Here is a 23,753-nt window from a genome sequence, read left to right as displayed (position 1 = left end):
TTCAGATTGTTTCAGTCAAACATCAGTGAAGTTACGTCTCTACTAATTCCCAAGCTATCGCAGCTCGGCAACTTCAAAGGGTGACCCACATCATGAGCTCTGTCGGAACGATTCGGACTCGCATCATCGCTCTTGCAGCGTTGGTCGTTGCATTGCCAAGCCTCGCATCATACGCAGGCGAATTGGCGATGCAGAGCAACCTCGTCCGCGATGATTTCGCCAGCGGCACGAACTGGCTCACGCCGAAGGCTTGGAATGCAATTCCCAAGTTTGAGACCGAAGCCCCCGGCGACGCCACCTCCGAAGGGTACGACTGGTTCTACACGCAGGTGGCCCACACGAAGGACTGGTTCTTTGTTCGCTACCATCAGACGTCGGGCTTCGCCGGCGATTTGCAGTACACGCTGTTCGACACCGACTCGAACGACGAAACCGGCTGGCTTGGCCCGAGCAACACGCTCGCCATCGGCGCCGACCGGGTGCTAAGCGGCGCCTCGCTAAAGGACGCCGCGTGGAATCACCTCGAATGGACGCCCTGGAACAACGTCACCGACGTGAACGGCGCCGTCGACATCATGGCCGCCATTCCGCGTTCGCAGATGAACGGCGCCACGGCGTTCAACTTCGTGAACTACATCCGCGGGGCCAGCGGCAACGACTGGTATCCGAACGCCGCGAACAATTTCCCCGGCGACTACTTCCGCTACGAAACGGGAGTTTTCGATACGACGACCGCCCTCGGTCGCACCTGGTCGATCATCGAACCGACCCACCGCGACAACCCGAACGTGAAGTCAGAGATTGTCGGCACGCCGACGACGATGACCTTCAACGGCGTCTATCAAACATCGGTCGATTTTGCCGCCGTCACGCCGTTGACGCCGGTAGTCGGCACGAAGGTTAGCTACGATCTGCAACTTACGCACGAGCCGCGTGACAACGACGGCGGCGGATCGTTCGGCACATGGACCGCCGAAGCGCTCGGGGCCTTCACGAGCAGCGCCTCCGATCCTTCTGACGCACTGTTGGTGAGCACCCGCGTCGGCGCTCGTCCGTTCGACGGTCCGGCGACTCGAATCATCCACGAACGCCCCGGCGACCTCGACGAATCAGAGGCGACGAGTTCCTCGCTCGCCAACAACCCATTGACCGACGGCGTGCAGATCGAATGGTACTTCAAGTCGGAAACGACGATCGAGATCTCGGTCTTCTCAAAAGACGGATCGACGCTGCTCGGCCCTAAGTACACCGACACGATCTCCAACATCAACGACATCAAAGGCTTCCGCTTGAATTTGTTCGACTCCGAGCAAACGATGACGATCAGCGAATTTAACGTCGCGGTCGTCGTTCCGACGCTCGACGGCGATTTCAACGGCGACGGCTACGTTGATGCGAAGGATCTCAACGATCCGACGCTTGGCTGGAAGGCTCGCTTCGGCGTCGATCTGGATGGCGAAGACTTCCTCGTCTGGCAGCGGAACTTCGGCGCCGGGACGCCGCCCGCCGCCGCGACGGTGGCCGCCGTACCCGAACCGTCGACCGCGTTGCTGGCGCTGATGGGCATTGTGGGGGCAGTGCGCATCAGCCGCCAGCGCCGGCTAGCTCTCGGCGATCTGGCTTAGCGGATCTATAATCGGCGGCGAGTCGCCCCGCGGGTCGCTTTGACCGGCGGGCCGACTCGTTGCCGCTCTTCTGAACTCTTCACGCTGAGGTGACATCCGATGCAAAAAATCTTCTCACTGCTAACCGCGGCGATCATGTCGACGGCGTGCGCCGCTGAAGCGAACGCCCAACTCGTCTTCGGCTTCGAGAACGGGCTAACCGGCGACGGATTCACGCTGCTTCAAAACTCCGGCAGCGTCACGAAATGGGTATCGACCAGCGACGTCATCGACGTCGGCAACGGCTTCAATCTCCTCTCGGCCACGCAGGGAACGCACCGCGTCGCGATTAATCCGTGGGCCGACCGCGACAACTTCGGCAACGCTCAACACAAGGCAATGGTCTTGCGCTCGCCGACGTTCCAACTCACCGGCGGAAACCTGCAGATCGACAAGATCGGCGGCATGCGGTACGGCGAGAACGGCAACGCCGGCGACGTCGCTCAAGGCGATCCGCTCAATGCTGGCGAGTTGGGCTCGATGCAACGCAACACGGCGTTCAACTTCGGCGGAGCGGGCGAGGTGCAAGACGGCAAGTACATGCAAGGCTTCGCTCTGCGCGACGCCCTCAATGGGCAGTATATGCTGATCAAAGCCAGCAACGTCATCAACGACGGCAAAGCTCGCCCGACCGATGCTCCCTCGCGCAGCATGTGGGACACGATCACCTTCACGTCGGCCGAGTTGGCCCCGTACGCCAACAACGGCCGTCGCTATCAAATCGATTTCATCGACTCGTACGGCGAAGGTTCTTGGGCGCACATTGGTTTTGACAACGTGCGCGTTCCGGGCACGTTGTCAACGTTCGCTAAAGGCGACGTCAACGGCGACGGAGCGACCAATAGCGCCGATACCTCGATTCTGTTTAGCCACTTCACCAGCTGGCGCAGCGCCGTCCCGATGGCTAAGCCAGATGGCTTGGCCCGTGACGACGGCGACTTCGACGGCAACGGCGACGTCGACGGTGGCGATGTGCTTCAGCATGTCGCGAACATTGGTCTGACGGCGCCCGCCGCCGGCAAAGCGAAGTTGGTCTACAATCCGGCCGATGGCTCCGTATCGTTCAATGCGAGCGGCGCAGCAGGAGGCAAGATCACCGCGTTCCGTTTGCTGAGCGATGCGGCAACTCCCTTCACGACGGGAATGGCGACGTTGCCGAGCGTGGGAACGCCGCTCTCGACCGACATTGCATCGGAACTCTTCTGGGTTGATACGACGCTCGCTGGACTTACTGGAACGGTCAATCTTGGCTCGATTCTTTCCAGCGGCCTAAGCCTGGCGCAAGCCGAAGCCGCGCTTGCCTCGGCCAAGTACGTCGGCGCCGCTGGAACGGGCGAGCAGAGCGTGACGCTTTCGCTCGCCGGGGCGATCGCCGGCGATTTCAATGGAGACGGAGCGGTCAACGCAATCGACTTGAATGACCCGACGTTCGGTTGGAAGGCCCGTTTCGGCGTCGACCTCGACGGGAACGATTTTTTGACTTGGCAACGAAACTTCGGCGCGGGCGCCGCGAACGCGGCTGTCTCCGCCGTTCCAGAACCCTCGACCATGCTACTTGCAGGATTGAGTCTCGTGGGGGCGAGCTCCATCCGGCGCCGGGCTGGCGGCGCATTCAAGCGGTAGCTTGACGCGAAGGAGAGGGGGAGAACTCCTCCCCCTCCCCGCGCGGCTTTGTGTAGAATAAGACGGCAGAGTTTGGCATCTCCCCAATAGGCGACCAATCATGGCAGACGGAATCCAACACCCTACGCGACGTTCTTTCCTCGGCGCCTCGGCGCAGCTTGGCGCCGGCGCGGCCGTGCTGGGGACGCTCGCGATGCCGGGCACGGTTCATGCCGGCGGCACCAACGTGCTGCGAGTCGGCCTCGTCGGTTGCGGCGGACGCGGCACGGGGGCGGCCCTCGATGCGTTGTCGGCTGATGGCCAAGCAGAACTCGTCGCGGTGGCCGATACGTTCCAAGACAAAGCGGATGAAACGCTCAAGCAGCTGCGCGACGTCAAGGAAGTCGCCGACCGGGTGAAGGTGACGCCTGAAAATGTTTTCGTCGGCTTCGACGGCTATAAGAACGTCGTCGACTCGTGCGACGTCGTGCTGCTGGCGACGCCGCCCCACTTTCGGCCCGAGCATTTCGCGTACGTCATCGATCAGGGGAAGCATTGCTTCATTGAAAAGCCCGTCGCCGTCGATACGCCGGGCCTGAAGAGCGTGCTGGAAACGAGCCGCAAGGCAAAGGAAAAGAACCTCGCCGTCGTCTCCGGCCTGTGCTGGCGGTACGACCATAAAGTTCGCGAGGTGATGCGGCAGCTGCTGGAGGAAAAGCAGATTGGCGACATCATCGCCATCGAATCCTCTTACAACACCAGCAACCTCTGGCATCGCGGCAACAACCCGCAGTGGAGCCCGATGGAGTACCAGGTTCGCAACTGGCTCTATCACACTTGGCTCTCGGGCGATCACATCATGGAGCAGGCGATTCATAGCCTCGACAAGACGGCGTGGTTGCTCGGCGATCAATCGCCGGTGAAGGCGATGTCGCTCGCCGGCCGACAGCAGCGAACCGATCCATTGTACGGCAACGTCTTCGATCACTTCGCCGTCTTCTACGAATACCCGACGGGGCAGCGCGTCTACTTCACCTGTCGCCAGCAAGATGGCTGCAGCATGCGGACCGACGAGCGCGTCCTCGGTTCCGACGGCCAGGCCGAAGTGCTCCGCGGCGACATCTTCGCCCGCGACGGCAAGCGGAAGTGGCGCTTCAAGGGCGAGCAGCCGAGCATGTACCTCGTCGAGCATCAAGAAATGTTCGACAGCATCCGCAAGGGTGCGCCGATCAACAACGGCGAGTACATGTGCAATAGCACCGGCATCGCACTGCTGGGCCGGATGGCTGGTTACACCGGCCAGACCGTCACCTGGGAGCAGATGATGAACAGCACAGAGCGGCTCGGGCCGAAGGACTACGCCTGGGGCGACGTGCCGACGGAAGTCGTAGCGATTCCGGGCAAGACGACGCTAGCGTAGCAGAATTAAAAGCCACCGGCTCTCATTGGCGTTCGAGCCCCGAGGCAAACCAGTGGCGGCGAACTTGTTCGCCGTCACCACGCCGCGTCGTCGATCTCCACCTCGCCTTCGCTCAACTGCCGCTGCGCAACGGCTCGCACTTTGTCGCGCGCGGCCGCCAGTTGCGGCGGCAGCTGAACACTGCGAATCGCGTCGACGAGATCAAACGCCCGCTGTGGCTGCGAAAGCTCCACCAGACAGACCTGCGCCAGCTTGATCCGCACCGTGTGCGAGCCCTCGGGGAAGCGTTTGAGCAACTCGGCCATCACTGGCGCCGAGTCAGCCCACAGCTTTTCTTTCTGCAGGCCGGAAATCAGTTCAAGCAGTTCGCCGCGGTCGGGGTCGAGCCGTAAGTTGCGATGCCGGGCCCGTTGCAACGTCAGCAAAGCTTGCTGCGGTTGGCCGATCTTCAGGTAGGCGGCGAATTTGCGTTGTGCTTCGAGCGCCTGATCGGCAACCTGTTCGACGCGTTGCTTGGAGTAGTTTTCTTCCTCGCGTTTCTTCCGCTTGTCGCTGCCGTACGTGCCGCTGAGAACCGAGAGCAGGTCGTAGTCTTCGCACTCGACGACGCCGAGCTTCAGTAAGACCAGCCCCGCCGCCGCTCCCATTGCGGCCCCCATCAGGTGAGTCGCCGATCCAATCGCTCCAGTGCCGAAAATGAAACAATAGACGATATCGAGGCCGACGTAGAGTGCGGCAAACACTCCGACGCTGACCTCGAAGGTGAAGGGCCGCAACATAAAAATCACCAGCACCGACAGCTGGTTGATCGGCGCCCAGATGCACGCCATCGCCACGAGTCCGAAGATGGCCGCGGAGGCGCCCAGCGTAAACGGCACGTCGGGAGCGATCATCGGAAATATCGCTTGCTCCAGCGCCGACTGTCCCACGGCGATGCCGAGATAGACCGCCAGAAACCGCCACCAGCCGAGCTTGCCTTCCGTCACCAAACCGAACGTCCAGAGAAAAACCATATTCCCCAGCAGATGCTCGATGCCGCCGTGCATGAAGGGCGAGAGGAGCCACTGCACCGGATGAAGCCCCGTGCCGTACTCCAGCAGCCAGCCGCTATGGACGTCGATTTTTTCCTGAACTGCCGCGACAAACGCCACGATGTTGACGGCGATCAACACGCCGGTGGCGATCGGCAGGTGGTAGAGCAGGGCGTCGCAGGTGTAGGGGAACATGGCGACGGCCTGAGCAGGAAATGAGGAAGGAAGCGACCGGAGGAACTGCCGGAGCGGCCAGTATCATAGAATAGTTACTAGGGAATAGGGAGTTCCAGAGCGAACTTGCCGCGTACAATGCTGCGGCGTCGAATCGACCGATTTCCTGCCAATCCGTCTTGATTGGCGATCCGGCGGTCGACGCCTCCGGAGCAGCACCTGAATGGCAGACCTTTCCGAACACGACCTCGCCCTCCTCGCCGGCGCCGTTGCTCAACTGGAACGTCCCGGCCTCGCCGCCCGTCTCGCCGGCATCGTCGGCACGCCGGTGGAACGGTTGATCGAACGCCTCCCGGAGGGAGTTCAGAGCGAAATCAACGGCGCGACCGAGCATGCCCTCACCAAGGCTTTAGCCGTGGCCGCAAAGACGCTCGACGACGAGAAACCGAAGGCGCCCTGGAATCTCGCCCACAAAGTGGCGGCGACCGCCAGCGGCGTGGCGGGCGGCATGTTCGGGGCGCCGGCGCTGTTCGTCGAACTGCCGATTACGACGATGATCATCCTCCGCTCGATCGGCGACATCGCCCGCTCAAAGGGTGAAAAACTCTCCGATCCCGAAACCCGGCTCGCCTGCCTGGAAGTCTTTGCCTTGGGTAGCGGCGACGACCGCCGACCGGGGGGCGCCATTGAGGTGCTGAACCCAGGAGCCCGCGACGAGGAAGGGCTGATTCGGGTCGGCTACTTCGTCACTCGTGCAGCGCTCGCCCAGCAGGTGACGGTCGCCGCCGAGATTCTCACCAAGGGCTCTACGGCGGTAACCAGCACCGCGATGACGCGACTGATCTCGAATATCGCCTCGCGATTCGGCGTCGCCGTCTCAGAAAAGGTGGCGGCCCAGGCCGTGCCGATCGTCGGCGCGATCGGCGGCGGGTTGATCAACGCACTGTTCGTCGACCATTTCCAGAACACGGCCGACGCCCACTTCACGGTGCGGCAGTTGGAGCGTAAGTACGGGGTTGACGAGGTGCGGACGGAGTACGAGCGGATTGCCCGTGGCGGGGCCGAGCGGCTGGGTGAACAGTAGTTTCGCTCAAAAGCGGCCAGTGGGAGTACTTTTAGGGAGGCCGGAATCGACCGATACCCCCGCCCACAGAGACGGCGATAAGCTATATTCGCTCTCAGCCGACGGCGCCTCGCAGGGCGCCGCGTTTTCCCACGTTCGGGCCAACCGCTGCGCATGCCCAAATTCGCGCGTTCACTCTACCCTCATCTTGTCGCGCTGGCGGCCGTAGCCGTCGCCGCCGCCGTGCGCTGGATACTCTTGGGCGTGCTGCCTCAGGGAACGGTGCCCTTCATCACCATCTTTCCCGCCGTCGCTTTGGCGGCATGGTACGGCGGGGCCTGGGCTGGCGTCACGGCGATCATCGCCGGCTACTTTGCGGCTGACTTCCTGTTCATCAAACCGGAGGGGCTCTCGATCTTCAACCGCAGCGAGCAAGGTCTCACCGAACTCGCCGCCTTCGGGCTAATGGCCGGCCTTATCGTGGCGATGGCTCACCGCCTGCACCGCTCGAGCGCAAAGACGAAGTCGCTTACTGACGAATCAATCCGCCAGGGCGAAATGCTGCGCATCACGCTCGCCAGCATCGGCGACGGCGTCATTGCGACCGATCCCAAGGGACTCGTCACGTTCCTCAACGCCATCGCCGAGCAACAAACGGGCTGGAGTCTCGACGCTGCCCGCGGCAAGCCGATCACCGAAATCTTCTATATCGTCAATGAGCAGACGCGGCAGATCGTCGAGAACCCTTGCGAGAAGGTACTGCGCACCGGCAAGATCGTCGGTCTCGCCAATCACACAATACTCATCGCGCGCGACGGCAGTGAACGACCGATCGAAGATAGCGCAGCGCCCATCCTCGACGCCGACGGCGTTATCCACGGCATGGTGCTTGTCTTCACCGACGCCACCGCCCAGCGCCGCACCCAGGGCGCGTTGCAGCAACTCGCCTCGATCGTCGAGCATTCCGACGACGCCGTCATCAGCAAGAATCGCCGCGGCGGCGTCACCAGCTGGAACGCCGCCGCCGAGCGGCTCTATGGCTTCACCGCCGCCGAAGCGATCGGCCAGCACATCACCATGATCGTCCCTAAGTCGCACCGCGACGAGTTGGAAGTGATCATGGAGCGTCTCTGGCGCGGCGAGTCGATCCAAGATTGGGACACAGTGCGGCTCCGGAAGGACGGCACGCCCGTCGACGTGTCACTGCGGATTTCGCCGATCCGTGACGGCGACGGCGAAGTGATCGGCGCCTCGAAGGTGGCCCGCGACATCACCCACCGCAAACGGTCGCAAGACGCGCTCCGCTTCGTCGCCGACGTCAGCGCGTCGCTTGCGGCTCTCATCGACCGCGATAGCGCGCTACAGAAAGCGGCTGAGGCGATGGTGCCGTTCTTCGCCGATTGGTGCGTCGTCTACGCTCTGCGGCCCGACGGCACGATCGGCAGCCCCGCCTCGGCTCACCGCGACGCCGAGAAGCGGCAACTGCTTCGCGAGTTCCTCGCCGAGTACCCGGTCGATTGGGAATCGCCGTCGATCACCGTGCAAGCCTGGCGAACCGGCCGGACGCAATATATTCCCAAGATGCCCGACGCCCAGGTTGATAGCCTCGGCACGACTGATCGCCTACTGCAAGCGCTTCGTTCGCTCAACCCGCGGTCGGTCATCAGCGTGCCGATGCGCATTCGTGATCGCACGATGGGGGTCATCAGTTTCTGCAACGCCGAGCATAGTCGGCAGTACGATGAATCTGACGTGCTGCTGGCGGAAGATCTCGCCCGCCGCGTCGCCACGGCGCTCGACAACGCACAGTTGCTCAACTCGGTCCGCGAGTCGGAACGACAGAAGGACGAGTTCCTGGCGATGCTCGCCCATGAGCTGCGAAACCCGCTCGCAGCGATTCGCTTCGCCACCGAGGCGGCGCGGCTCCCATCGAGCGACGCCGGCCCAGAAATGCTCGACGTCATCAACCGGCAGGCGAGTAACCTCACGCGACTGATCGACGATCTGCTCGACATTTCCCGTATCAGCCAAGAGAAGATTCAACTTCGCCGCGAGTCGATCGACGCGGCAGAGATCGTCGAACGGGCCGTCCACTCGGTCCAGTCACTGGTGCAAGAGCAGCGGCAAACGCTCACGCTGGAACTCGGCGCCGAGCCGCTGCCGCTCTACGTCGACGCAACTCGCGCCGAGCAAATCATTGCGAACCTGCTCACGAACGCCGCGAAGTATTCGCCCGCCGGCAGCGAAATCACGGTGCGAACGCACGCCTTCGAGGGCGAAGCGGTCATCGAAGTCGCCGACCATGGCATCGGCATCTCCGCCGAGATGCTGCCGCATGTGTTCGACCTGTTCGCGCAGGCCGACCGCACGCTCGACCGCTCGCAGGGTGGGCTGGGCATTGGGCTCACGATCGTTCGCAAGCTCACCGAAATGCACGGCGGCGCCGTCTCCGCTCAGAGCGACGGGCCAGGGCAGGGGGCAAAGTTCACGGTGCGGCTGCCGCTCAACGAAACGCTCGAGCCGTCGGCGGCCGCCAACGACGACGCGGTCGCTTCACACCCGCCCCTCAACGTGCTGGTGGTCGACGACAATCGCGACACCGCCCAAGCCGAGGCGATGCTCCTCCGCATGCATGGCCATCAAGTGACGATCGCCCACGACGGCCGCAGCGCGCTGGAGCTGTTCGAAAGCATTCGCCCCGACGCCGTGCTGCTCGACATCGGCCTGCCGGTAATCAACGGCTATGACGTCGCTGCCCAGCTGCGCGAGCAGGGACACACAAGCGAGTTGCTCATCGCCGTTTCAGGCTACGGCCAAGCGGAAGATCGCGAGCGCTCGCTGCGGGCGGGGTTTGATCACCATTTGGTGAAGCCGGTCGACGTGCGCGAGTTGATGCGGATTCTGCACACGCCGCGAAGCTAATCGGCCGCAATAAAACTAAATATCGAACCTTGAGGTCCCCTCCCCTTGAGGGGGAGGGTTAGGGAGGGGTGACTGCAGCGGGTACCAGGGTTCACTACCCCCTCCCCAGCCCTCCCCTCAAGGGGGAGGGAGCCACACATTCAAAATGTGACTCACGCCTGCCAGATCGGCCACAAGCGGCCGCCCGACTTCTCCAGTCGATCGACTTTGATCCCATAAATCGCTTCCAGCAACGATGCCTGCACCACCTCCGCCGTCGGCCCCGCTGCGGCGATGCGGCCATTCTGCATCACGAGCGTCGACTCGAAACTGGGCATGATCTCTTCCACATGATGCGTCACGAGCAGCAACGATGGGCTGGTCGGAGCGGCAGCGAGTTGCTCAAGCCACGCCAAGAACCGCTCGCGCACTCCGGGATCCATACCAGCGCACGGTTCGTCGAGCACGATCAGCAGCGGATCAACCATCCGCGCACGGGCGACCAGCGTCTGTTGCCGCTCGCCTTGCGACAGGACGCCGAACGGCTTTTCGGCGAGCGACTCGCAACGCATCTCGCGGAGCAAGTTGCGGGCAGCTTCAAAATCGGCGTCGGTTGGCTGCAACTCGCCGATACGCCGCAGGCCAACTTGAGCCACGCGTCCCGAGACCACCGTTTCGATGGCAAGTTCATCAGGCGGAATCCGCGGCGCCAAATCGGAGGCGACCCAGCCGATCGAACGTCGCAGCGTGCCGAGGTCGACCAGCTCCGCGCCGAGTCGCCGCACCGTGCCGCTCGTCTGCCAAAGGTAGCCGCAAGCGATCCGCAACATCGTCGTTTTGCCGCAACCGTTGGGCCCCAGCACGGCCCAATGTCGTTGGCGTTCGAGCCGCCAACTAACGTCGACCAAGATATCTGTCTGCTGCCGGCGGAAGCCGACACGCTCCAATTCAATCAGCGGACTTTGCATGGCGTTCAGCGTTGCCAACCATCGCGAGGGTCGGCAGGAAGGTTCTCTTGGCGAAGCTTGCGGCGAATCCACCAAAACGGGTCGTACGGTTCGTCGATCAGCGGCGACGGCTTTCCGAAGCCTGGCAGGTTGTCGAACTCGCCCGCTTCGATCGCGGCGAGCAGCTTGTTCTCCGCAACGACTTGCATCGCCCGTTCCGAACCCAGCGGCATCGACTCAGCCATCATCGACTCCCCAGCTACAAAAATTGGGTGGCTCGCAGTTCCTCCAAGTCTAGAGACAGCCGCCGCGGCCGACCAGTTCGCTCTCGCCGAGCCTGCCGAATGTAACGGTTACGCAATCGACCGGGGCGAACTGGCGAATTTGGCGGAGTTGTTGGCCACGCTCCGCTCCGCGGTCGTACGATCATGGGGCATCTTTAGGGGTTGGATTCTGTTTTCCACGGGAGCGCCTCGCACTATGGCAGCCTGTTCAAACCAACCGCTCGCCGGCCGTCTGCGATGCTGGGCGGCGTGCAGCCTCTTATTACTCACGGCCTTCACGCCCAGCGAATCTTGCGGCGACGATCCGCTTCCATCCTGGAACGACGGCCCCGCGAAGCAGGCGATTCTCGACTTCGTCGCGAAAGTGACCAACGAAGGCGGCCCCGACTTCGTTCTCCCCGCCGATCGCATCGCGACGTTCGACAACGACGGCACGCTCTGGGTCGAGCAGCCGATGTACACGCAAATTGTCTTTGCGTTCGATCGCATCAAAGCCGCCGCGCCCGACCACCCCGAATGGAAGACGACCGAGCCGTTCGCCGCCGCGCTCGTCAACGACTACAAGGCCGTCTTTGCCGAAGGGGAGAAGTCGGGCGTCAAGCTGCTGATGATCGGCCACGCCGGAATGACGCCTGACGCCTTCGAGCAGATCGTCGTCGACTGGCTCGCCACCGCGAAACATCCGCGCTTCGACCGGCCGTACACGCAGTTGGTCTACCAGCCGATGGTCGAGATGCTTGAGTTTCTGCGAGCCAATGAATTCAAAACATTCATCGTCTCCGGCGGCGGCATCGACTTCATGCGGCCTTGGACCGAGAAGGCCTACGGCATTCCGCGCGACCAAGTCGTCGGCTCGTGCATTGAAGTGAAGTTCGAGCTCATCGACGGCCAGCCGACGCTGATGCGGCTTCCAGCGGCGAACTTCGTCGACGATGGACCCGGCAAACCCGTCGGCATTCAACGCTTCATCGGCCAGCGGCCGATCCTGGCGTTCGGCAACTCCGACGGCGATTTCGAGATGCTGCAGTGGACCACCGCTGGCGACGGACCGCGGCTCGGCCTCATCGTCCATCACACCGACGCCGTGCGCGAGTACGCCTACGACCGCGACTCGATGGTCGGCCAACTGAAGCGCGGCCTCGACGCCGCGAAGCAGGAAGGCTGGGTACTCGTGTCGATGAAAGACGACTGGAAGAAGATTTTTAGTTTTGAAGAGGACTGACGAACGCTCAACCGTGAACGATCAACCACCCCGAGCACCGCTCGGGGCTTTATGAAATTAAAAATGCCCCCAACCGCATACCATCCACTGCCAGGAGCACCCAACGCCATGTCCCGCCCAACCCACCGCAACCTGCTCGCGGCGCTGCTCATCGCCGCCGTCGGCGCCTTGCCGGCGTTCGCCGCGCCGGCGAAGCAACTCGATCCAGCGCTCGCCGCCATGGTCGCCACGTTTGAGAAGGCGTTCAACGCCCACAACGCGCCGGCGATGAGCGCCCTGTGGACTCCCGACGCGGTCTACCGCGCGACGAACCTCGGCGTCGAAGTGAACGGCCGCGATCCGATCGCCGCCGCTTATGCCGATCTGTTTAAGCAACAGCCGGGCAGCACGCTCAAACTGACGATCTCCGAATCGAAGATCAACGGCAAAACCGCCTCGATCCTCGGCATGGCCGAGGTGACGCAACGCGGCCAACTGCCGACGCGCTCGCTGTTCCGCGCCTCGCTCGCGCGGGTCGGGGCCTCGTGGTTGTTCTCGAACGTCGAAGAAGCAGAACTGCCGGCCAATTCTCCTACCGGCATGAGCCAACTCGGTTGGCTCGCCGGCACGTGGATCCAGCAGCTTCCCTCGGGCGACGTGAAAAACACCTACCATTGGGTCGACGGCGGCGCCTTCTTGGTTCGCAACTACTCGCGGATCAGCAAGCAAGCGCCGTCCGCGTCGGGCACGCAGATCTTTGGCTGGGACGCCGAACAGCAATGCATTCGGACGTGGCTGTTCGATTCCAACGGAACGTTTGGCGAAGGGTACTGGGAACGGCAAAGCTCGAACAAGTGGGTCAACAAGATGGCGCTCAAGCTGCCCGACGGCCGGCGCGGTTCGGCGACGCAAATCCTCACCCGCAGCGGCGACAACGAGCTGACCCTGCAATCGGTCGATCGTGAAATGGATGGCCAGTTCCAACCGAACACGACGCCCGCCAAGATGTCGCGGCAGATGACCGGCGATAAGGAAGCGGCAGCGAAGGGGGGCAAGCAATGAAGTTGCAACACAACAACACCCATCCCTCTGGCTCCCTCCCCCTTGAGGGGAGGGCTGGGGAGGGGGTAAAGCGTCACCAAACGCTCTGCCTCGCGATCGCAACTCTCTCGCTGGCATTGGCACCATCAGCAGCTCACGCCGTCGGATTTCACGGCGGCATGGGCGGTGGCTTTCACGGTGGAATGACCGGCGGCATGGGAGGCGGTTTCCATGGCGGCATCCCCGGCGGCATGGGAGGTATGTCGCCCTCGATCGGCGGCTTCGGCGGTTTTGGGGGCGATAGCTTTCACGGCGGCACCGGCGGCGGCTTTATCGGCGGCATGTCGCCGAACTTTGCCGGCGGCCCCGCCTCGCGCGGACTCGCCACCTACGGCGGCATGGGCTTACCCGCGAACATCGCCCGCCCCAGTTATCGCCCCGGCACCGAAAATACCTTTGGCGCCCTCGACGGTTTCGATCACGGCGGCATTCCCGGCCTTGCCCCGCAGGTCGACGCGCGTCAGATCCTTGGTCAAACGCCCACCGGCGCCGACGTCGGCAACTTCCTCGGTTTGAAAGATGGCGGCCCGCAAGTTGGTTCGCTCCGGTCCGAGATTTACCGCAACCCGCTGATGGCCGAGGTCAATCCGCAGGTGCGCTCCGGCGGCACGATGCCGGCCGAGAATCGCATGGCGCCGCCAAACTTGAACCCTGCCGACGATCCGCTGATGCGCGGCAGCGAGTGGGCCAAAGGCCATGCCGGCAATTTCCCCTCGTGGAGCGGCGGCCAAGCGGAAGTTCCGCGCGGCGCGGCGAACACGCTCAACGGCAAGATTGCGAACACGTTCGCGCCAGGTAATGCGCACGCCCAGAACCTTCACAACTGGATCGACAATCACCCCCAACGGGCTGATGATTTCGAAACGCACGCCAACCAAGTGCGTCAGAACTGGAACCAGAATCATCCGTGGAACGGCGTCCGTCCCGGCAGTGATTGGTGGAGCAAGTACCACCCGAATCTCGATCACTGGTACTACCACCACGGCTGGCATGACCACGATTGGTGGTACTGGTGGGGCGTGCCGACGTGGGGCGCGTACGCCAGTTGGTTCCCCTGGAGCTGGGGCGAGCCGGTGTACTACGACTACGGCCCCGGCGGCAACGTCGTGTACGAGAATCAGAACGTTTACGTTGACGGCGAAGACGTCGGCACGGCGGCCGACTACGCCGAATCGGCCGCGCAACTCGCGACCGTCGATCCGCAACAAGAGGCGGCGACCAAAGACGACGAACAGTGGATGCCGCTCGGCACCTACGCCGTCGAAACGAGCGCCACCGACACCAGCACGTCGCGTCTGCTGCAGCTCGCCGTCGATAAGGCGGGGATCGTCAGCGGCACGATGTACAACAGCTCGACCGACAAGATGTACGTCGTCCAAGGCCGCGTCGACAAGCAGACGCAGCGCGTGGCGTTCACCATCGGCGACAAGAGCGACGTCGTCATGGAGACGGGCATCTTCAACCTCACGAAAGAGCAAACGCCGGTGCTGGTACACTTCGGCCAGAACAAGACGGCGAACTATTTGCTCGTGCGGTTGAAGGCCCCGAAGGATGCAGGGGCCGCAGCATCGGCAACGGGCAACGACGCCGCGCCGGCGGAGAACCCGCTGGCAGAGTAAGCGTGAAAGCAAGGTTCGGAACTCGTTCCCACGCTCCGCGTGGGAACGAGCTTCCCGACGCTCTGCGTCAAGCCGCTTCCGGTCTCGCGATAATTTCAAGTCGGTCCGCGCCGCTGGACTGGTCGCTTAAGCGACCAGTCCGAACCCGCTCGCACGCTTTGCTCAACGCGCAGCCAACGCGACTGAACGCGCCTCGCTACTTGATTACCCCAGCACTTCGCGATCGCTTCACGAGCGCCAGCGCTGCCAGCAACGCCAACCCACACGACGCCGGTTCGGGAATCGCAATCATCTTCTGAGCGCTCCCATACCCCGTGCTGAACACCGAGGTCGTTTGCGTCGCGAAGTCGTAGCGCATGAAGTTGGCGCCGCCGTCGCCCCAGACCAAATCTCCGTCTGGCAGAAACGTCAGTCCGTTAAGCCCGCCACTCGCCACAGGAATTGTCTGCAGCAGGTCGCCGTTCATCGTGTAACTGGTGATCGCGCGGTTGCCCCAGCCCTGATTCCCGACGAAGATCGTCCCGTCGGCGGCGATGGTCAAGCGAGTGGGCAACGACAGCCCCTCGGTTTGGTCTGCCAGCATCGCTTCGACGACTCCGGTCACGCCGTTCAGTCGATCGAGTCGGTTGTAGAAATTGCCAGAGCTCTCCGACAGAACGTACAGATTGCCGTCCGGGCCAAACTCAATGCCCGATGGCAGGCCTGTGAAAAGCGTCGGGGTAAAGTGTTGCGTCGAATGCGTGTCGTTCGGCCCCACGACGTAGATGTTGCCAAAGAAGGGCACATCCGTGACGCTCACATACAGCCGACCGTCGGGACCAAACGCAAGGTCCGTCGGCGTCGCGGGGTAGGAATACTGCGGATCGCCGGCGAACGTAATCGTCCGCACCAAGGCGCCGGTGAAAGGATTAACCGCTTGCACGACTCGCTGCGGGTAATTGCTGAGGTAGATCAACCCATCCGGACCGCGCTCAATGTCGCTGATGCCCGAGGCGGCAAAGACGGTGCTAATAATCTCCCCGCTCACGGGGTCAACTTTCACCAAGCCGCGGCTGTAATCAGAAGCGAGGAGCGTGTAGTCAGCGGTCGGCACGAAAGCATACGCAGATGCGCAGCAGCAGGCCAAAGCCAACGAGGCGAGAACAAGCGAGAATCGAGTCATTAGCGTCCCTTTCCAAGGTGAAGATGGACGCAGAATAAGTTACGCGGGTCGCGTTGTCAAATTAACGCCGCGCCAATTTCGACTCAATTCGGACTTGCACCAATGCAAGGCGGACTAACGCGATGCCGAGGCGCCGACAGCAGTGGCAGGCGCCTGCGCGGGCTCAGCAGTAATGAGTTCGATCATCCGCTTCCCCACGTCGGTCGAATGCAGCATTCCGCCAAAACGCTTCGCCGCGTGGTCGGGGCCTAGGGCGCCGAGGATCACCGGCGTGCTCGAATGCGTGCCGGCGCCCCAGGTGACGTGCTGCTGATCCGCCAGCGCGCGGCCGAGCAGGTTCATCCGCAGGTTCTCGCCGTAGACATAAAACGGCTCGAAGTCGTCGATCTTCGGCACCGTTTCCGTGTTCATGTAAGGATGGCCGGCGACATAGTTCTTGTTCCGTTCGCGGGCCAGCACGTTCACCGCGTCGTCGAGCGCGATCTTGAACGCCGACGAATCGTTGACGATCTGCATCAGCCGTTCGGCAGTCTTTTCCTTCGGCGGTAGCGCGTCGAACTCGGCCATCATCGTGAAGTAGCTCTTCTTTTGTGCGAAGATTTGGTCGAGCAACTCTGGCGGCGCGTAGTTGAAGGCAGGTTCGAACGGCACGCCGGCGAAGAGGTCGCCTTCCAGCTTCGTCGACTCCGGCAGCGGCCGCCCGGCATAGCTGAAGCCGAATGAACCAGTTTCGTGATCAGCGGTGACGATCACCAGCGTGTCGTCGCGATCCTTGGCCCACTCGTAGACGAGCCGCACCGCGGCGTCGAAGTCGAGCAGTTCGTGCAGCAGGACGCCGGCGTCGTTGTTGTGGCCGGCCCAGTCGATTTGGCCTCCTTCGACCATCAGGAAGAAGCCTTTGGGGTTCTTGTCGAGCAACTCGATCGCCTTGCCGACCATTTCAACGTGCGTCGGCTCGGTCCGCTGCGGGTTAGCGGCGGTGGCGGCGTCTTCGAGAGCGTCGTTCAGCTCCGAATCGGCGAAGATGCCGATCACCTTGCCATCGGTCACCTTCTCGAGAGCGTTGCGATCGAAGACGAGCTTGTAGTCGCCGCGGGCTTCGAGCAGCAGGTTGCGATTGTCGCGGCGCCGCGAGGTGGCGGGGTAGGCGCCGCCGGTCATCTGCATCAGCGCGGCATAGGTCGGCGAGTTACGATCGTTGACCGCTTCCGGCACCCAATTGCGAATGCCGCCTCCCATGAGGACGTCGACTTTGTTATCGAGATAGTCGAGCGCGATTTCGTTCTCGCTCTCGCGGTTCGCCTGATGCGCCGCGAAGCCGGCGGGCGTGGCGTGCGTGATGCGAGTATCGGTGACGAGCCCCGCCGACTTGCCCACGCGATGAGCCGCTTCGACGATGTTCTCGACCCGCTCGCCGCGATAGTTGGCGCCGATCATTTCAGAGCCCGCGAGCTCGCCCGTGGCCAGCTGCGTCGCCGCGGCCGCCGAATCGACGACCAATGCGCCGTGCGGCTGGTTGTTGACGATTGCCACGGTTCCCTCGGCGAGCAGCCGTTCGATTGCCGCCTTGCGATGAGGAACTTGTGAACCGGGCGCGTGCCGGGCGTACTGCGTGAGCATGCCAACCTGCTGCGGGCCCATGCCGTCGCCGATCATGATGATCACGTTGCGAATGCCGGCGGGCTTGGCAGCTGGCTTCGTCGCGGCAGTAGCGGCGGTTGCCGTCACCGAGGACGTTGGCGCCGCATCTTCGCCGCGCGATGATGCGGCAAACGCAATTTGGCAAACAAGAGCAAGCGGCACGACCGCGCACCGAACGAACCGCCAAGTAGTCCGATGCACTGAACGAGAAAACGATTTCAACATAAAAACTGGTAACTCGACGACAGGCGAGGCGGTTCGGAGGGGAGCCCTCAGTATAGCAACACCGCAAAACGGGGCCCTGCTTCGAATATCGGGAAAGCCGCAAAATGCAGCCCGCGAACCGGGGCTCAGGCGGCCTCTTCGCCTGCCGGCTCAGGAACGCGTGAGGCTAGCCCGACGCCGACGAGCATCAACGCCCCGCTAGCGGCAAACAGAATCCCGAAGCGATCAAGCCAACCGCCAATCGCTAGTAGGCCGTCGGACTTCTCCTGCATCGCCGCCAGTCGGTCGAACAGGTACCCGCCGCCGAGGATACTCAGCGAGTACGCGAGTTGCGTCCAGGCGAACCAAGCCGCGGCGTAGTTTGCCGTTGACGCGTGCGGGCTGAGACCGAGCATGAGATTCGGCAACGTCACGTTTAGCCCCGCATAAGCGATCCAGCAAACGTAGGCCCCGACAATCAGCCACCGCGCCGCGGGCGTGACGATGAACAAGAACACCGTTGCGAGCGAGACGGTGCTCCAACTCACGACGAGCAGGCGGACGTTGCCGCGGCGATCGACGAGTTTGCCGAGCCACGGCATCAGCAAGATTTGAGCGCCGCGCGAGGCTGCGTCAAGCGAACGTTTTTCCGCCAGTTCGAGCCGCAACACGCTCGCCATGAAAATCTGCCGCGGCGATTGGACCAATCCGTTCGCAACGGAAAAGCAAACGCCGAACGCCATCAGCCGGCGGAAGCGAGGGTCGACCAGCGGGCGAACGAGGTCGCCGAGACGGGGCAGGGGACTAGTCACAGAATTACGCATCGAACAATTCGCAGCGTTCGGCTCGGCCATGTGTGCCAGCGGCAATGTGGCGAGCGCACTGAGCGCGGCGCCAAACGACGCACACGCGGCATACGACCTCCACAGCAGTTCCGGCCGACCAATCGCCGCGCAATGCCGCTGCCAGGCCCAAGTAATCGCCGCCGCCGCGAATCCGCCGGCAACGAGCCCCGCGGTAAGCCACGCCTCGCGTCGCCCGACGAATCGTCCGCGCACCGCCGCGGGAACCAAATCGCCGAACCACGACCACAGCCCGACGACGGCGATGAACTCCAGCGTCTGGGCGAGGCTCCACGCCGAGCCGAGAGCCACGAGCGACCAGCTTGGATCGACGAATCGACTCGGCGCCGCAACGAACGGCAACGCCGCCAACGTCGCCGCACTCGCCAAAAACATCATCACGCAAAATCGCCGCCGGCTCGCCACGCGATGCAACCACCACGGCGTGCCAAGTCGCAGCAAGCCCGCCAGCGACGGCGCCGCCAGAATCCACGCGATCGCGGTTCCACCCGCGTGCAACTCGCGGGCAAAGTAAGCGATCAGCGAGACGCTCGCCAGCCCGCTGCCGGCGCCCCACAGCGCGCCATTCGCATAAGCGAGCTTCAATGAGTTTCGCAGCGATGAAGCAGCGGAGCGTCCCATGCCGCCACGTTAGGCAGGCGCCAGCACCGTCGCAAGTAAAATCGCACCCATCGACTCCGCATTCCGAAACCTCGCCCCCATCTGGCGTTCGCCGCCGCGACGCGGAATAATGTACAAATGTTTCACTGGGACCGAGGTCTGTTCTACAACCGCCCGCGGCTAGCGCTCGACGTCTGCCGTCGGCAGCCGCATGGGTTCGTCTCACACGCCCATGCCGACCACATTGGTCCGCACGAGGTCGCGTACTGCACGCCGGAGACCGGCAAGCTCTATAAGTTGCGGATGGGCGCCATGCGGCGCGTCGTGGAAGTTCCGTACCGCCGGCCGTTCGAGTTCGGCGACGTCCGCTTGACGACGTACCCCGCGGGCCACTGCCTCGGCTCGGCGATGGCGCTGCTCGAAAGCGACGAAGGCTCGCTCCTCTACACGGGCGACTTTAAGCTTGGCGAATCGGCAACCGCAGAGCGAGCCGAGTTGCCGCGGGCCGACGTGCTGGTGATGGAATCGACGTTCGGCAAGCCTCGTTACCGCATGCCTCCGCGGAGCGAAACGGTGGAGCGTCTGCTAACGCTGGTGCGCGAGGCAATCGCCGACGGCACCACGCCGGTGCTGCACGCCTATCCGCTCGGCAAGTCGCAGGAAGCAACCCGCATCCTCACCGCCGCCGGCATCCCGGTACTGCAGCATCCGACGATCTTCGCCGTGAGCGAAGTCTATCGCCAATGCGGCGTCGACCTCGGCGATATGCGACTCTACGACCCGGCGCTGCTGCCCGGCCGCGCAGTGATGACATTGCCGCAAGGCGCGCGCGACTTCCGCCTCGCCGGGATCCGCCGGCCGGTGAGCATCGCGATCACCGGCTGGGCGATCGACCCCGGCACGAAATACCGCTGGGGCGTCGACCACGCGCTGCCGCTGTCGGATCACGCCGACTTCGACGAGTTGATGGAAACGGCCGAACGCGTCGGCGCTCGCGAGATCTACTGCACGCACGGCCCAGCAGAATTTGTGGGGCATCTGCAGGCGGCCGGCTTCAACGCGCTGCCAGTGAAAGGGAGCTACCAGAAGCGGTTGTTCTGACTTCTACGGGGCAGAATTCTGCCAACGGCATATTGGGGCGATCCATCCAACCGCCTCATAGGGGTGCAGCCCCCGCCCGAGGATGGTGAAACTTTGCCGGCTTTAACGCTGCTATCAGCGGCGAACCGTACCCGCGGGCCGCGCTTTTGCTGTCACCTGCGGTCGGCAACAGTCGAATTTTAGTACCAGCAGAGGGGCGCGCAGGATGCGCGCTGGCGCCGGCTCCACGCCGGCACTTAGCCAGGGATGGGCGTACATGATCGAGGGTGACCTCCAACGCGTTAGGCGATGGCCGCGGCAAGCGTGCGCACTGGCGCTGTTGGCCACGATTGGCTGCGGCGATGCTGGCGCCGAACGCGCCGAGCGATCGAACGCCGCCAGTTCCGGCGCGTTCGCTCGCACTCCTCGCCAGGCCGAAATCGCGTGGGCCCGCCCGCTGCTGCCGCCGACGGCCGACGCCGTGGAACCGGCCGGTATGATGTCACTCCCCAACGAGCCGCGTCTGCAAACGCCGGCCGAGCCAGAGCTCACGCCGCTCCCGACCATCGAAGCGGAAGAAGCCGAGCAAATCGCTGCCGCACCAAACGCAACCGCGGAACTCGACGCCGTCGAGATGCCCACCGCCGGCCCGACGCTGCTGCCGCCGCAACCGCTCGAAGCGGGCTTCACCGAATGGCACGACGCCTCCGGAGCGACGCCGCTCGACGCGAGCACACCAGCTGACGAGTCAACTGAGGCTTCGCTCGTCGCCACCGAGCCGCTCACCGACTACGACATCCTACCGACGCCCGACGCCGCCAGCACGGAAGCGTCGCTCGCACTCCCGCCGCGACTCAGCGATACCACAAGCACCCTCGGCGGTTCGCTCTCGCAAGAAGCGGAAGAGCTGCTCGCCGATGCCGGCCCCACGGTCACCGGCCACATGACCGGCGCCATGGTGAGCGAGCAGGCCCTCGCAAAAATCCGCCGCGGCTATAAGCTCGCCCAGCGGGGCGCCTATTTCGCCGCTCGCGAACAATTCCTCGAAGTCTTGCGGATGATTGCCGAGGCGAAGGACCAAAAGCGCGGCCTGTCGCGGCGTTCGGTCGCTCTCGCCAACGGCTTGCGAGCCCTGGAAGAAGCAGCCGACTTTACCCCGCGCGGCCCTGGCATCGACAATCGCCTCGACTTCGCCGTGATCATCGCGTCGCACCGCACGCCGGTCGCGAAGAGCGGCGCCGGCGACCTGATGCCGCAGCAACTGGCCGATCTCTACTATCGTTACGCCCAACTACAACTTGGCGCCTCAGTCGCCGGCGAACCGGCCGGCTCGATGGCGCTCCACGCACTCGGCAAGCTCTACAGCCAAATCGGCCGCGCTGAACCTGGTCGCATCGTGCAGGTCGAACGTCGCGCGTTCTCGCTGCAGCAAGCGGCGTTGCTAGCTCGCGAAGACAACCACCTCGCCGCCCATGAGCTTGGCGTGCTGCTGGCGGAAGCTGGCCACTACGTCGATTCGGAATACATTCTCGCCCAAGTGGCGGCCCGCGAACCTCACCCGGTCGTTTATCGCAACTTGGCCCGCATTCAACGCAAGCTCGGCCGCGAAGACCTCGCGACGCTCAGCGATTCCCAAGCACACCAGTTGGCGGCGCAGGGGATGAGCAGCGTGAGCGGCGTGCAGTGGGTTGATCCGCAAACGCTGGCTCGCACGGGCGATCCGCTGGCGCCGACGGCGCTGGCGCCGACGGCGCCGGCGCCGCAAGTCGCCGCCGGCCCGCCGATTCCGCAACCTCGCCCCGCCGCGACTGCAACGAGCCAAGCCCCGGCGCCAGCTCCCAGCGAGCCGGTTCACAACATCACCCGGCTGCCCGGAGGCTACTTCCGATGATCCTTCGTTGGAAACAGATCGCCTTCAAACGGTTGGCAGTCGTCGCGGTGGCGTTGTTCGTGCTGACGTCGCTGATCGATCGCTCGACGCCGCGGCAAATCGTTCCCGCTGCGAAGGCTACGCAGTCGCGTGAGCAACTGGTGAAGCTCGCCACCGCGGAAGAGTTCGTGCTCTGCCAGGCATTGAGCCCCGCCGCCCCATATCCGATCTGGGGCGTTGATAGCACCGTAAGCGCCGGCCAAGGCGAAGTCACCTGGGACGCCCGCGGCCCCGTCGATTGGCAAGCCTACGCCCAAGGCGAGTACATCGGCCACGCCCGCCTCGCGCACGTGCCGGAGTACCGCATCCGCGTCGACGATCGCATCATCTTCGTCTTCCGCCTGACGCGGGAGATGACGAGCTACCCGTACGAACTGCAGGTCGGCGACAAGATTCGCGTTGAGTCGCTGACCGGCGACTCGGCTGCGGGCGGCATCGGCGGCACGCAAGACGACGTCCGCCGCGAGTTGGTGATCCAGCCCGACGGGACGATTACGCTGCCGCTGCTCGGCCAAGTGCGGGCCGCAAACATGACCGTCGACGGCCTGCGGCTCCACCTCGAAGAACGCTACACCAAGTACTACAAGGTCCCGGCGATCACCGTGACGCCGGTCGAGGTGAACACTCGCCTGCAGGACCTCATCAACGCCGTCGTCGCCCGCCAAGGGAACGGCGGCCAGCAACTCGAATCAACCGTGAACCCCGATGGCCGGCTCTTCCTGCCGGCCCTCGGCCCGATTTGCGCTCAAGGCCTCACGGTCGACGAACTGAAGGTTGAAGTCGACGCCCGCTACGATGCCGCGATCCCCGGCGTCGACATCACGCCGGTCCTCACGCAACGGGCGCCGCGGTACGTCTTCATCGGCGGCGAAGTGCGGCAGCCAGGCCGATTTGTGCTCGAAGGCCCGACGACGCTGATGCAAGCCGTGACGATGGCCGGCGGCCACTTAAACGGCGGCAACCTTCGCCAAGTGGTCGTCTTCCGCCGCGGCGACGACTGGCGGCTGATGGCCTCGATGTTCGACATCCAAGGCGGCCTCTACGGCAAACGCCCAACGCCGGCCGACGAAATCTGGCTGAACGACTCCGACATCGTCATCGTGCCGAAGACGCCAATCCGCGTCGCCGACGAATGGATCAGCGAGTTCTTCACGAACGGCCTTTACGCGATGTTCCCGCAGTTCGCGTTCGGCAATTTGAACTTCAACAACTTCCGGTCGATTAGCAACTGATTCAACGGCTCGCCTTGTGGTCTTCTAGCCCCTG

General features: G+C 63.5%; 17 protein-coding genes. 11 read left to right on the top strand and 6 right to left on the bottom strand.

The features are described from left to right. Positions 1-92 precede the first annotated feature (92 nt). The 3 genes from PLANPX_RS02120 to PLANPX_RS02110 all read left to right on the top strand — a co-directional run bounded on the left by PLANPX_RS02120 (position 93) and on the right by PLANPX_RS02110 (position 4,686). Positions 93-1,625 (top strand): PEP-CTERM sorting domain-containing protein, encoded by a 1,533-nt coding sequence (locus tag PLANPX_RS02120; protein WP_152097128.1) that lies wholly within the window; start codon positions 93-95, stop codon positions 1,623-1,625. Between the two features lie 99 nt (positions 1,626-1,724). Next, a complete protein-coding gene (locus PLANPX_RS02115; RefSeq protein WP_152097127.1) occupies positions 1,725-3,287 on the top strand; it encodes a PEP-CTERM sorting domain-containing protein in 1,563 nt (520 codons plus the stop codon). A 100-nt stretch (positions 3,288-3,387) separates the two neighbouring features. Next, the gene (locus PLANPX_RS02110; RefSeq protein WP_152097126.1) at positions 3,388-4,686 is read left to right on the top strand and encodes a Gfo/Idh/MocA family protein; all 1,299 of its coding nucleotides are present in this window, start codon (positions 3,388-3,390) and stop codon (positions 4,684-4,686) included. Between the two features lie 74 nt (positions 4,687-4,760). Here PLANPX_RS02110 and PLANPX_RS02105 read toward each other — a convergent pair whose 3' ends face one another. Continuing rightward, positions 4,761-5,912: a rhomboid family intramembrane serine protease gene (locus PLANPX_RS02105; RefSeq protein ID WP_152097125.1), complete on the bottom strand. Its 1,152-nt coding sequence runs from the start codon at positions 5,910-5,912 to the stop codon at positions 4,761-4,763. A gap of 202 nt (positions 5,913-6,114) precedes the next feature. Between PLANPX_RS02105 and PLANPX_RS02100 the strand changes: the two genes are divergently transcribed. Both PLANPX_RS02100 and PLANPX_RS02095 read left to right on the top strand, forming a co-directional pair. Next, on the top strand, positions 6,115-6,975 hold the full coding sequence (locus PLANPX_RS02100) for an EcsC family protein (protein WP_152097124.1): 861 nt from the start codon (positions 6,115-6,117) through the stop codon (positions 6,973-6,975). Positions 6,976-7,128: 153 nt separating this feature from the next. Then, on the top strand, positions 7,129-9,876 hold the full coding sequence (locus PLANPX_RS02095; RefSeq protein ID WP_152097123.1) for a PAS domain S-box protein: 2,748 nt from the start codon (positions 7,129-7,131) through the stop codon (positions 9,874-9,876). Positions 9,877-10,028: 152 nt separating this feature from the next. Here the strand turns inward: PLANPX_RS02095 and PLANPX_RS02090 are convergent, their stop codons facing one another. Together PLANPX_RS02090 and PLANPX_RS02085 are read right to left on the bottom strand one after the other, a co-directional pair. Further along, positions 10,029-10,823 carry an ABC transporter ATP-binding protein gene (locus PLANPX_RS02090; protein ID WP_152097122.1) on the bottom strand — a complete coding sequence of 265 codons (795 nt, stop codon included), beginning with the start codon at positions 10,821-10,823 and terminating at the stop codon, positions 10,029-10,031. A gap of 5 nt (positions 10,824-10,828) precedes the next feature. Beyond that, positions 10,829-11,050 carry a DUF1992 domain-containing protein gene (locus tag PLANPX_RS02085; protein ID WP_198421836.1) on the bottom strand — a complete coding sequence of 74 codons (222 nt, stop codon included), beginning with the start codon at positions 11,048-11,050 and terminating at the stop codon, positions 10,829-10,831. Between the two features lie 232 nt (positions 11,051-11,282). Between PLANPX_RS02085 and PLANPX_RS02080 the strand changes: the two genes are divergently transcribed. From PLANPX_RS02080 to PLANPX_RS27625, 3 genes are all read left to right on the top strand, one after another. Then, positions 11,283-12,308 carry an HAD family hydrolase gene (locus PLANPX_RS02080; RefSeq protein WP_152097121.1) on the top strand — a complete coding sequence of 342 codons (1,026 nt, stop codon included), beginning with the start codon at positions 11,283-11,285 and terminating at the stop codon, positions 12,306-12,308. 108 nt (positions 12,309-12,416) lie between these two features. After that, positions 12,417-13,349, top strand: coding sequence for a YybH family protein (locus tag PLANPX_RS02075; protein ID WP_172991808.1), 933 nt, complete (start codon positions 12,417-12,419; stop codon positions 13,347-13,349). Next, positions 13,346-15,007, top strand: coding sequence for a hypothetical protein (locus tag PLANPX_RS27625; protein ID WP_194175115.1), 1,662 nt, complete (start codon positions 13,346-13,348; stop codon positions 15,005-15,007). The genes PLANPX_RS02075 and PLANPX_RS27625 overlap by 4 nt, the downstream gene beginning before the upstream one ends. Before the next feature lie 196 nt (positions 15,008-15,203). On the opposite strand, the gene PLANPX_RS02065 is transcribed toward PLANPX_RS27625, so the two are convergent. The 3 genes from PLANPX_RS02065 to PLANPX_RS02055 form a co-directional block, all read right to left on the bottom strand. Further along, positions 15,204-16,100: a hypothetical protein gene (locus tag PLANPX_RS02065; protein WP_172991807.1), complete on the bottom strand. Its 897-nt coding sequence runs from the start codon at positions 16,098-16,100 to the stop codon at positions 15,204-15,206. Between the two features lie 183 nt (positions 16,101-16,283). Beyond that, on the bottom strand, positions 16,284-17,972 hold the full coding sequence (locus PLANPX_RS02060) for an alkaline phosphatase (RefSeq protein ID WP_172991806.1): 1,689 nt from the start codon (positions 17,970-17,972) through the stop codon (positions 16,284-16,286). Between the two features lie 188 nt (positions 17,973-18,160). After that, positions 18,161-19,498 carry an MFS transporter gene (locus PLANPX_RS02055; RefSeq protein ID WP_152097117.1) on the bottom strand — a complete coding sequence of 446 codons (1,338 nt, stop codon included), beginning with the start codon at positions 19,496-19,498 and terminating at the stop codon, positions 18,161-18,163. Positions 19,499-19,615: 117 nt separating this feature from the next. On the opposite strand from PLANPX_RS02055, the gene PLANPX_RS02050 reads away from it, so the two are divergent. The 3 genes from PLANPX_RS02050 to PLANPX_RS02040 all read left to right on the top strand — a co-directional run bounded on the left by PLANPX_RS02050 (position 19,616) and on the right by PLANPX_RS02040 (position 23,719). Then, positions 19,616-20,578 carry an MBL fold metallo-hydrolase gene (locus tag PLANPX_RS02050; protein ID WP_152097116.1) on the top strand — a complete coding sequence of 321 codons (963 nt, stop codon included), beginning with the start codon at positions 19,616-19,618 and terminating at the stop codon, positions 20,576-20,578. A gap of 256 nt (positions 20,579-20,834) precedes the next feature. Next, positions 20,835-22,448 (top strand): hypothetical protein, encoded by a 1,614-nt coding sequence (locus PLANPX_RS02045; RefSeq protein ID WP_152097115.1) that lies wholly within the window; start codon positions 20,835-20,837, stop codon positions 22,446-22,448. Next, complete coding sequence (locus PLANPX_RS02040) at positions 22,445-23,719, top strand: polysaccharide biosynthesis/export family protein (RefSeq protein WP_152097114.1); 1,275 nt, start codon at positions 22,445-22,447, stop codon at positions 23,717-23,719. Before PLANPX_RS02045 ends, PLANPX_RS02040 begins: the two co-directional genes overlap by 4 nt. The last annotated feature ends 34 nt before the right edge of the window (positions 23,720-23,753 follow it).

This window comes from Lacipirellula parvula, from assembly GCF_009177095.1.
GTDB lineage: Bacteria > Planctomycetota > Planctomycetia > Pirellulales > Lacipirellulaceae > Lacipirellula > Lacipirellula parvula.
Note: the sequence above shows the minus strand (reverse complement) of the source record. Positions and strands in the feature narration are given on the sequence as shown.

Bases quoted from the DNA above. Each gene is read 5' to 3' on its own strand.
- PLANPX_RS02110 (WP_152097126.1), top strand. From the start codon at position 3,388: ATGGCAGACGGAATCCAACACCCTACGCGACGTTCTTTCCTCGGCGCC.
- PLANPX_RS02095 (WP_152097123.1), top strand. From the start codon at position 7,129: ATGCCCAAATTCGCGCGTTCACTCTACCCTCATCTTGTCGCGCTGGCG.
- PLANPX_RS02040 (WP_152097114.1), top strand. From the start codon at position 22,445: ATGATCCTTCGTTGGAAACAGATCGCCTTCAAACGGTTGGCAGTCGTC.
- PLANPX_RS02105 (WP_152097125.1), bottom strand. From the start codon at position 5,912: ATGTTCCCCTACACCTGCGACGCCCTGCTCTACCACCTGCCGATCGCC.
- PLANPX_RS02045 (WP_152097115.1), top strand. From the start codon at position 20,835: ATGATCGAGGGTGACCTCCAACGCGTTAGGCGATGGCCGCGGCAAGCG.
- PLANPX_RS02085 (WP_198421836.1), bottom strand. From the start codon at position 11,050: ATGATGGCTGAGTCGATGCCGCTGGGTTCGGAACGGGCGATGCAAGTC.
- PLANPX_RS02050 (WP_152097116.1), top strand. From the start codon at position 19,616: ATGTTTCACTGGGACCGAGGTCTGTTCTACAACCGCCCGCGGCTAGCG.
- PLANPX_RS27625 (WP_194175115.1), top strand. From the start codon at position 13,346: ATGAAGTTGCAACACAACAACACCCATCCCTCTGGCTCCCTCCCCCTT.
- PLANPX_RS02115 (WP_152097127.1), top strand. From the start codon at position 1,725: ATGCAAAAAATCTTCTCACTGCTAACCGCGGCGATCATGTCGACGGCG.
- PLANPX_RS02090 (WP_152097122.1), bottom strand. From the start codon at position 10,823: ATGCAAAGTCCGCTGATTGAATTGGAGCGTGTCGGCTTCCGCCGGCAG.
- PLANPX_RS02055 (WP_152097117.1), bottom strand. From the start codon at position 19,498: ATGGGACGCTCCGCTGCTTCATCGCTGCGAAACTCATTGAAGCTCGCT.
- PLANPX_RS02075 (WP_172991808.1), top strand. From the start codon at position 12,417: ATGTCCCGCCCAACCCACCGCAACCTGCTCGCGGCGCTGCTCATCGCC.
- PLANPX_RS02080 (WP_152097121.1), top strand. From the start codon at position 11,283: ATGGCAGCCTGTTCAAACCAACCGCTCGCCGGCCGTCTGCGATGCTGG.
- PLANPX_RS02100 (WP_152097124.1), top strand. From the start codon at position 6,115: ATGGCAGACCTTTCCGAACACGACCTCGCCCTCCTCGCCGGCGCCGTT.
- PLANPX_RS02120 (WP_152097128.1), top strand. From the start codon at position 93: ATGAGCTCTGTCGGAACGATTCGGACTCGCATCATCGCTCTTGCAGCG.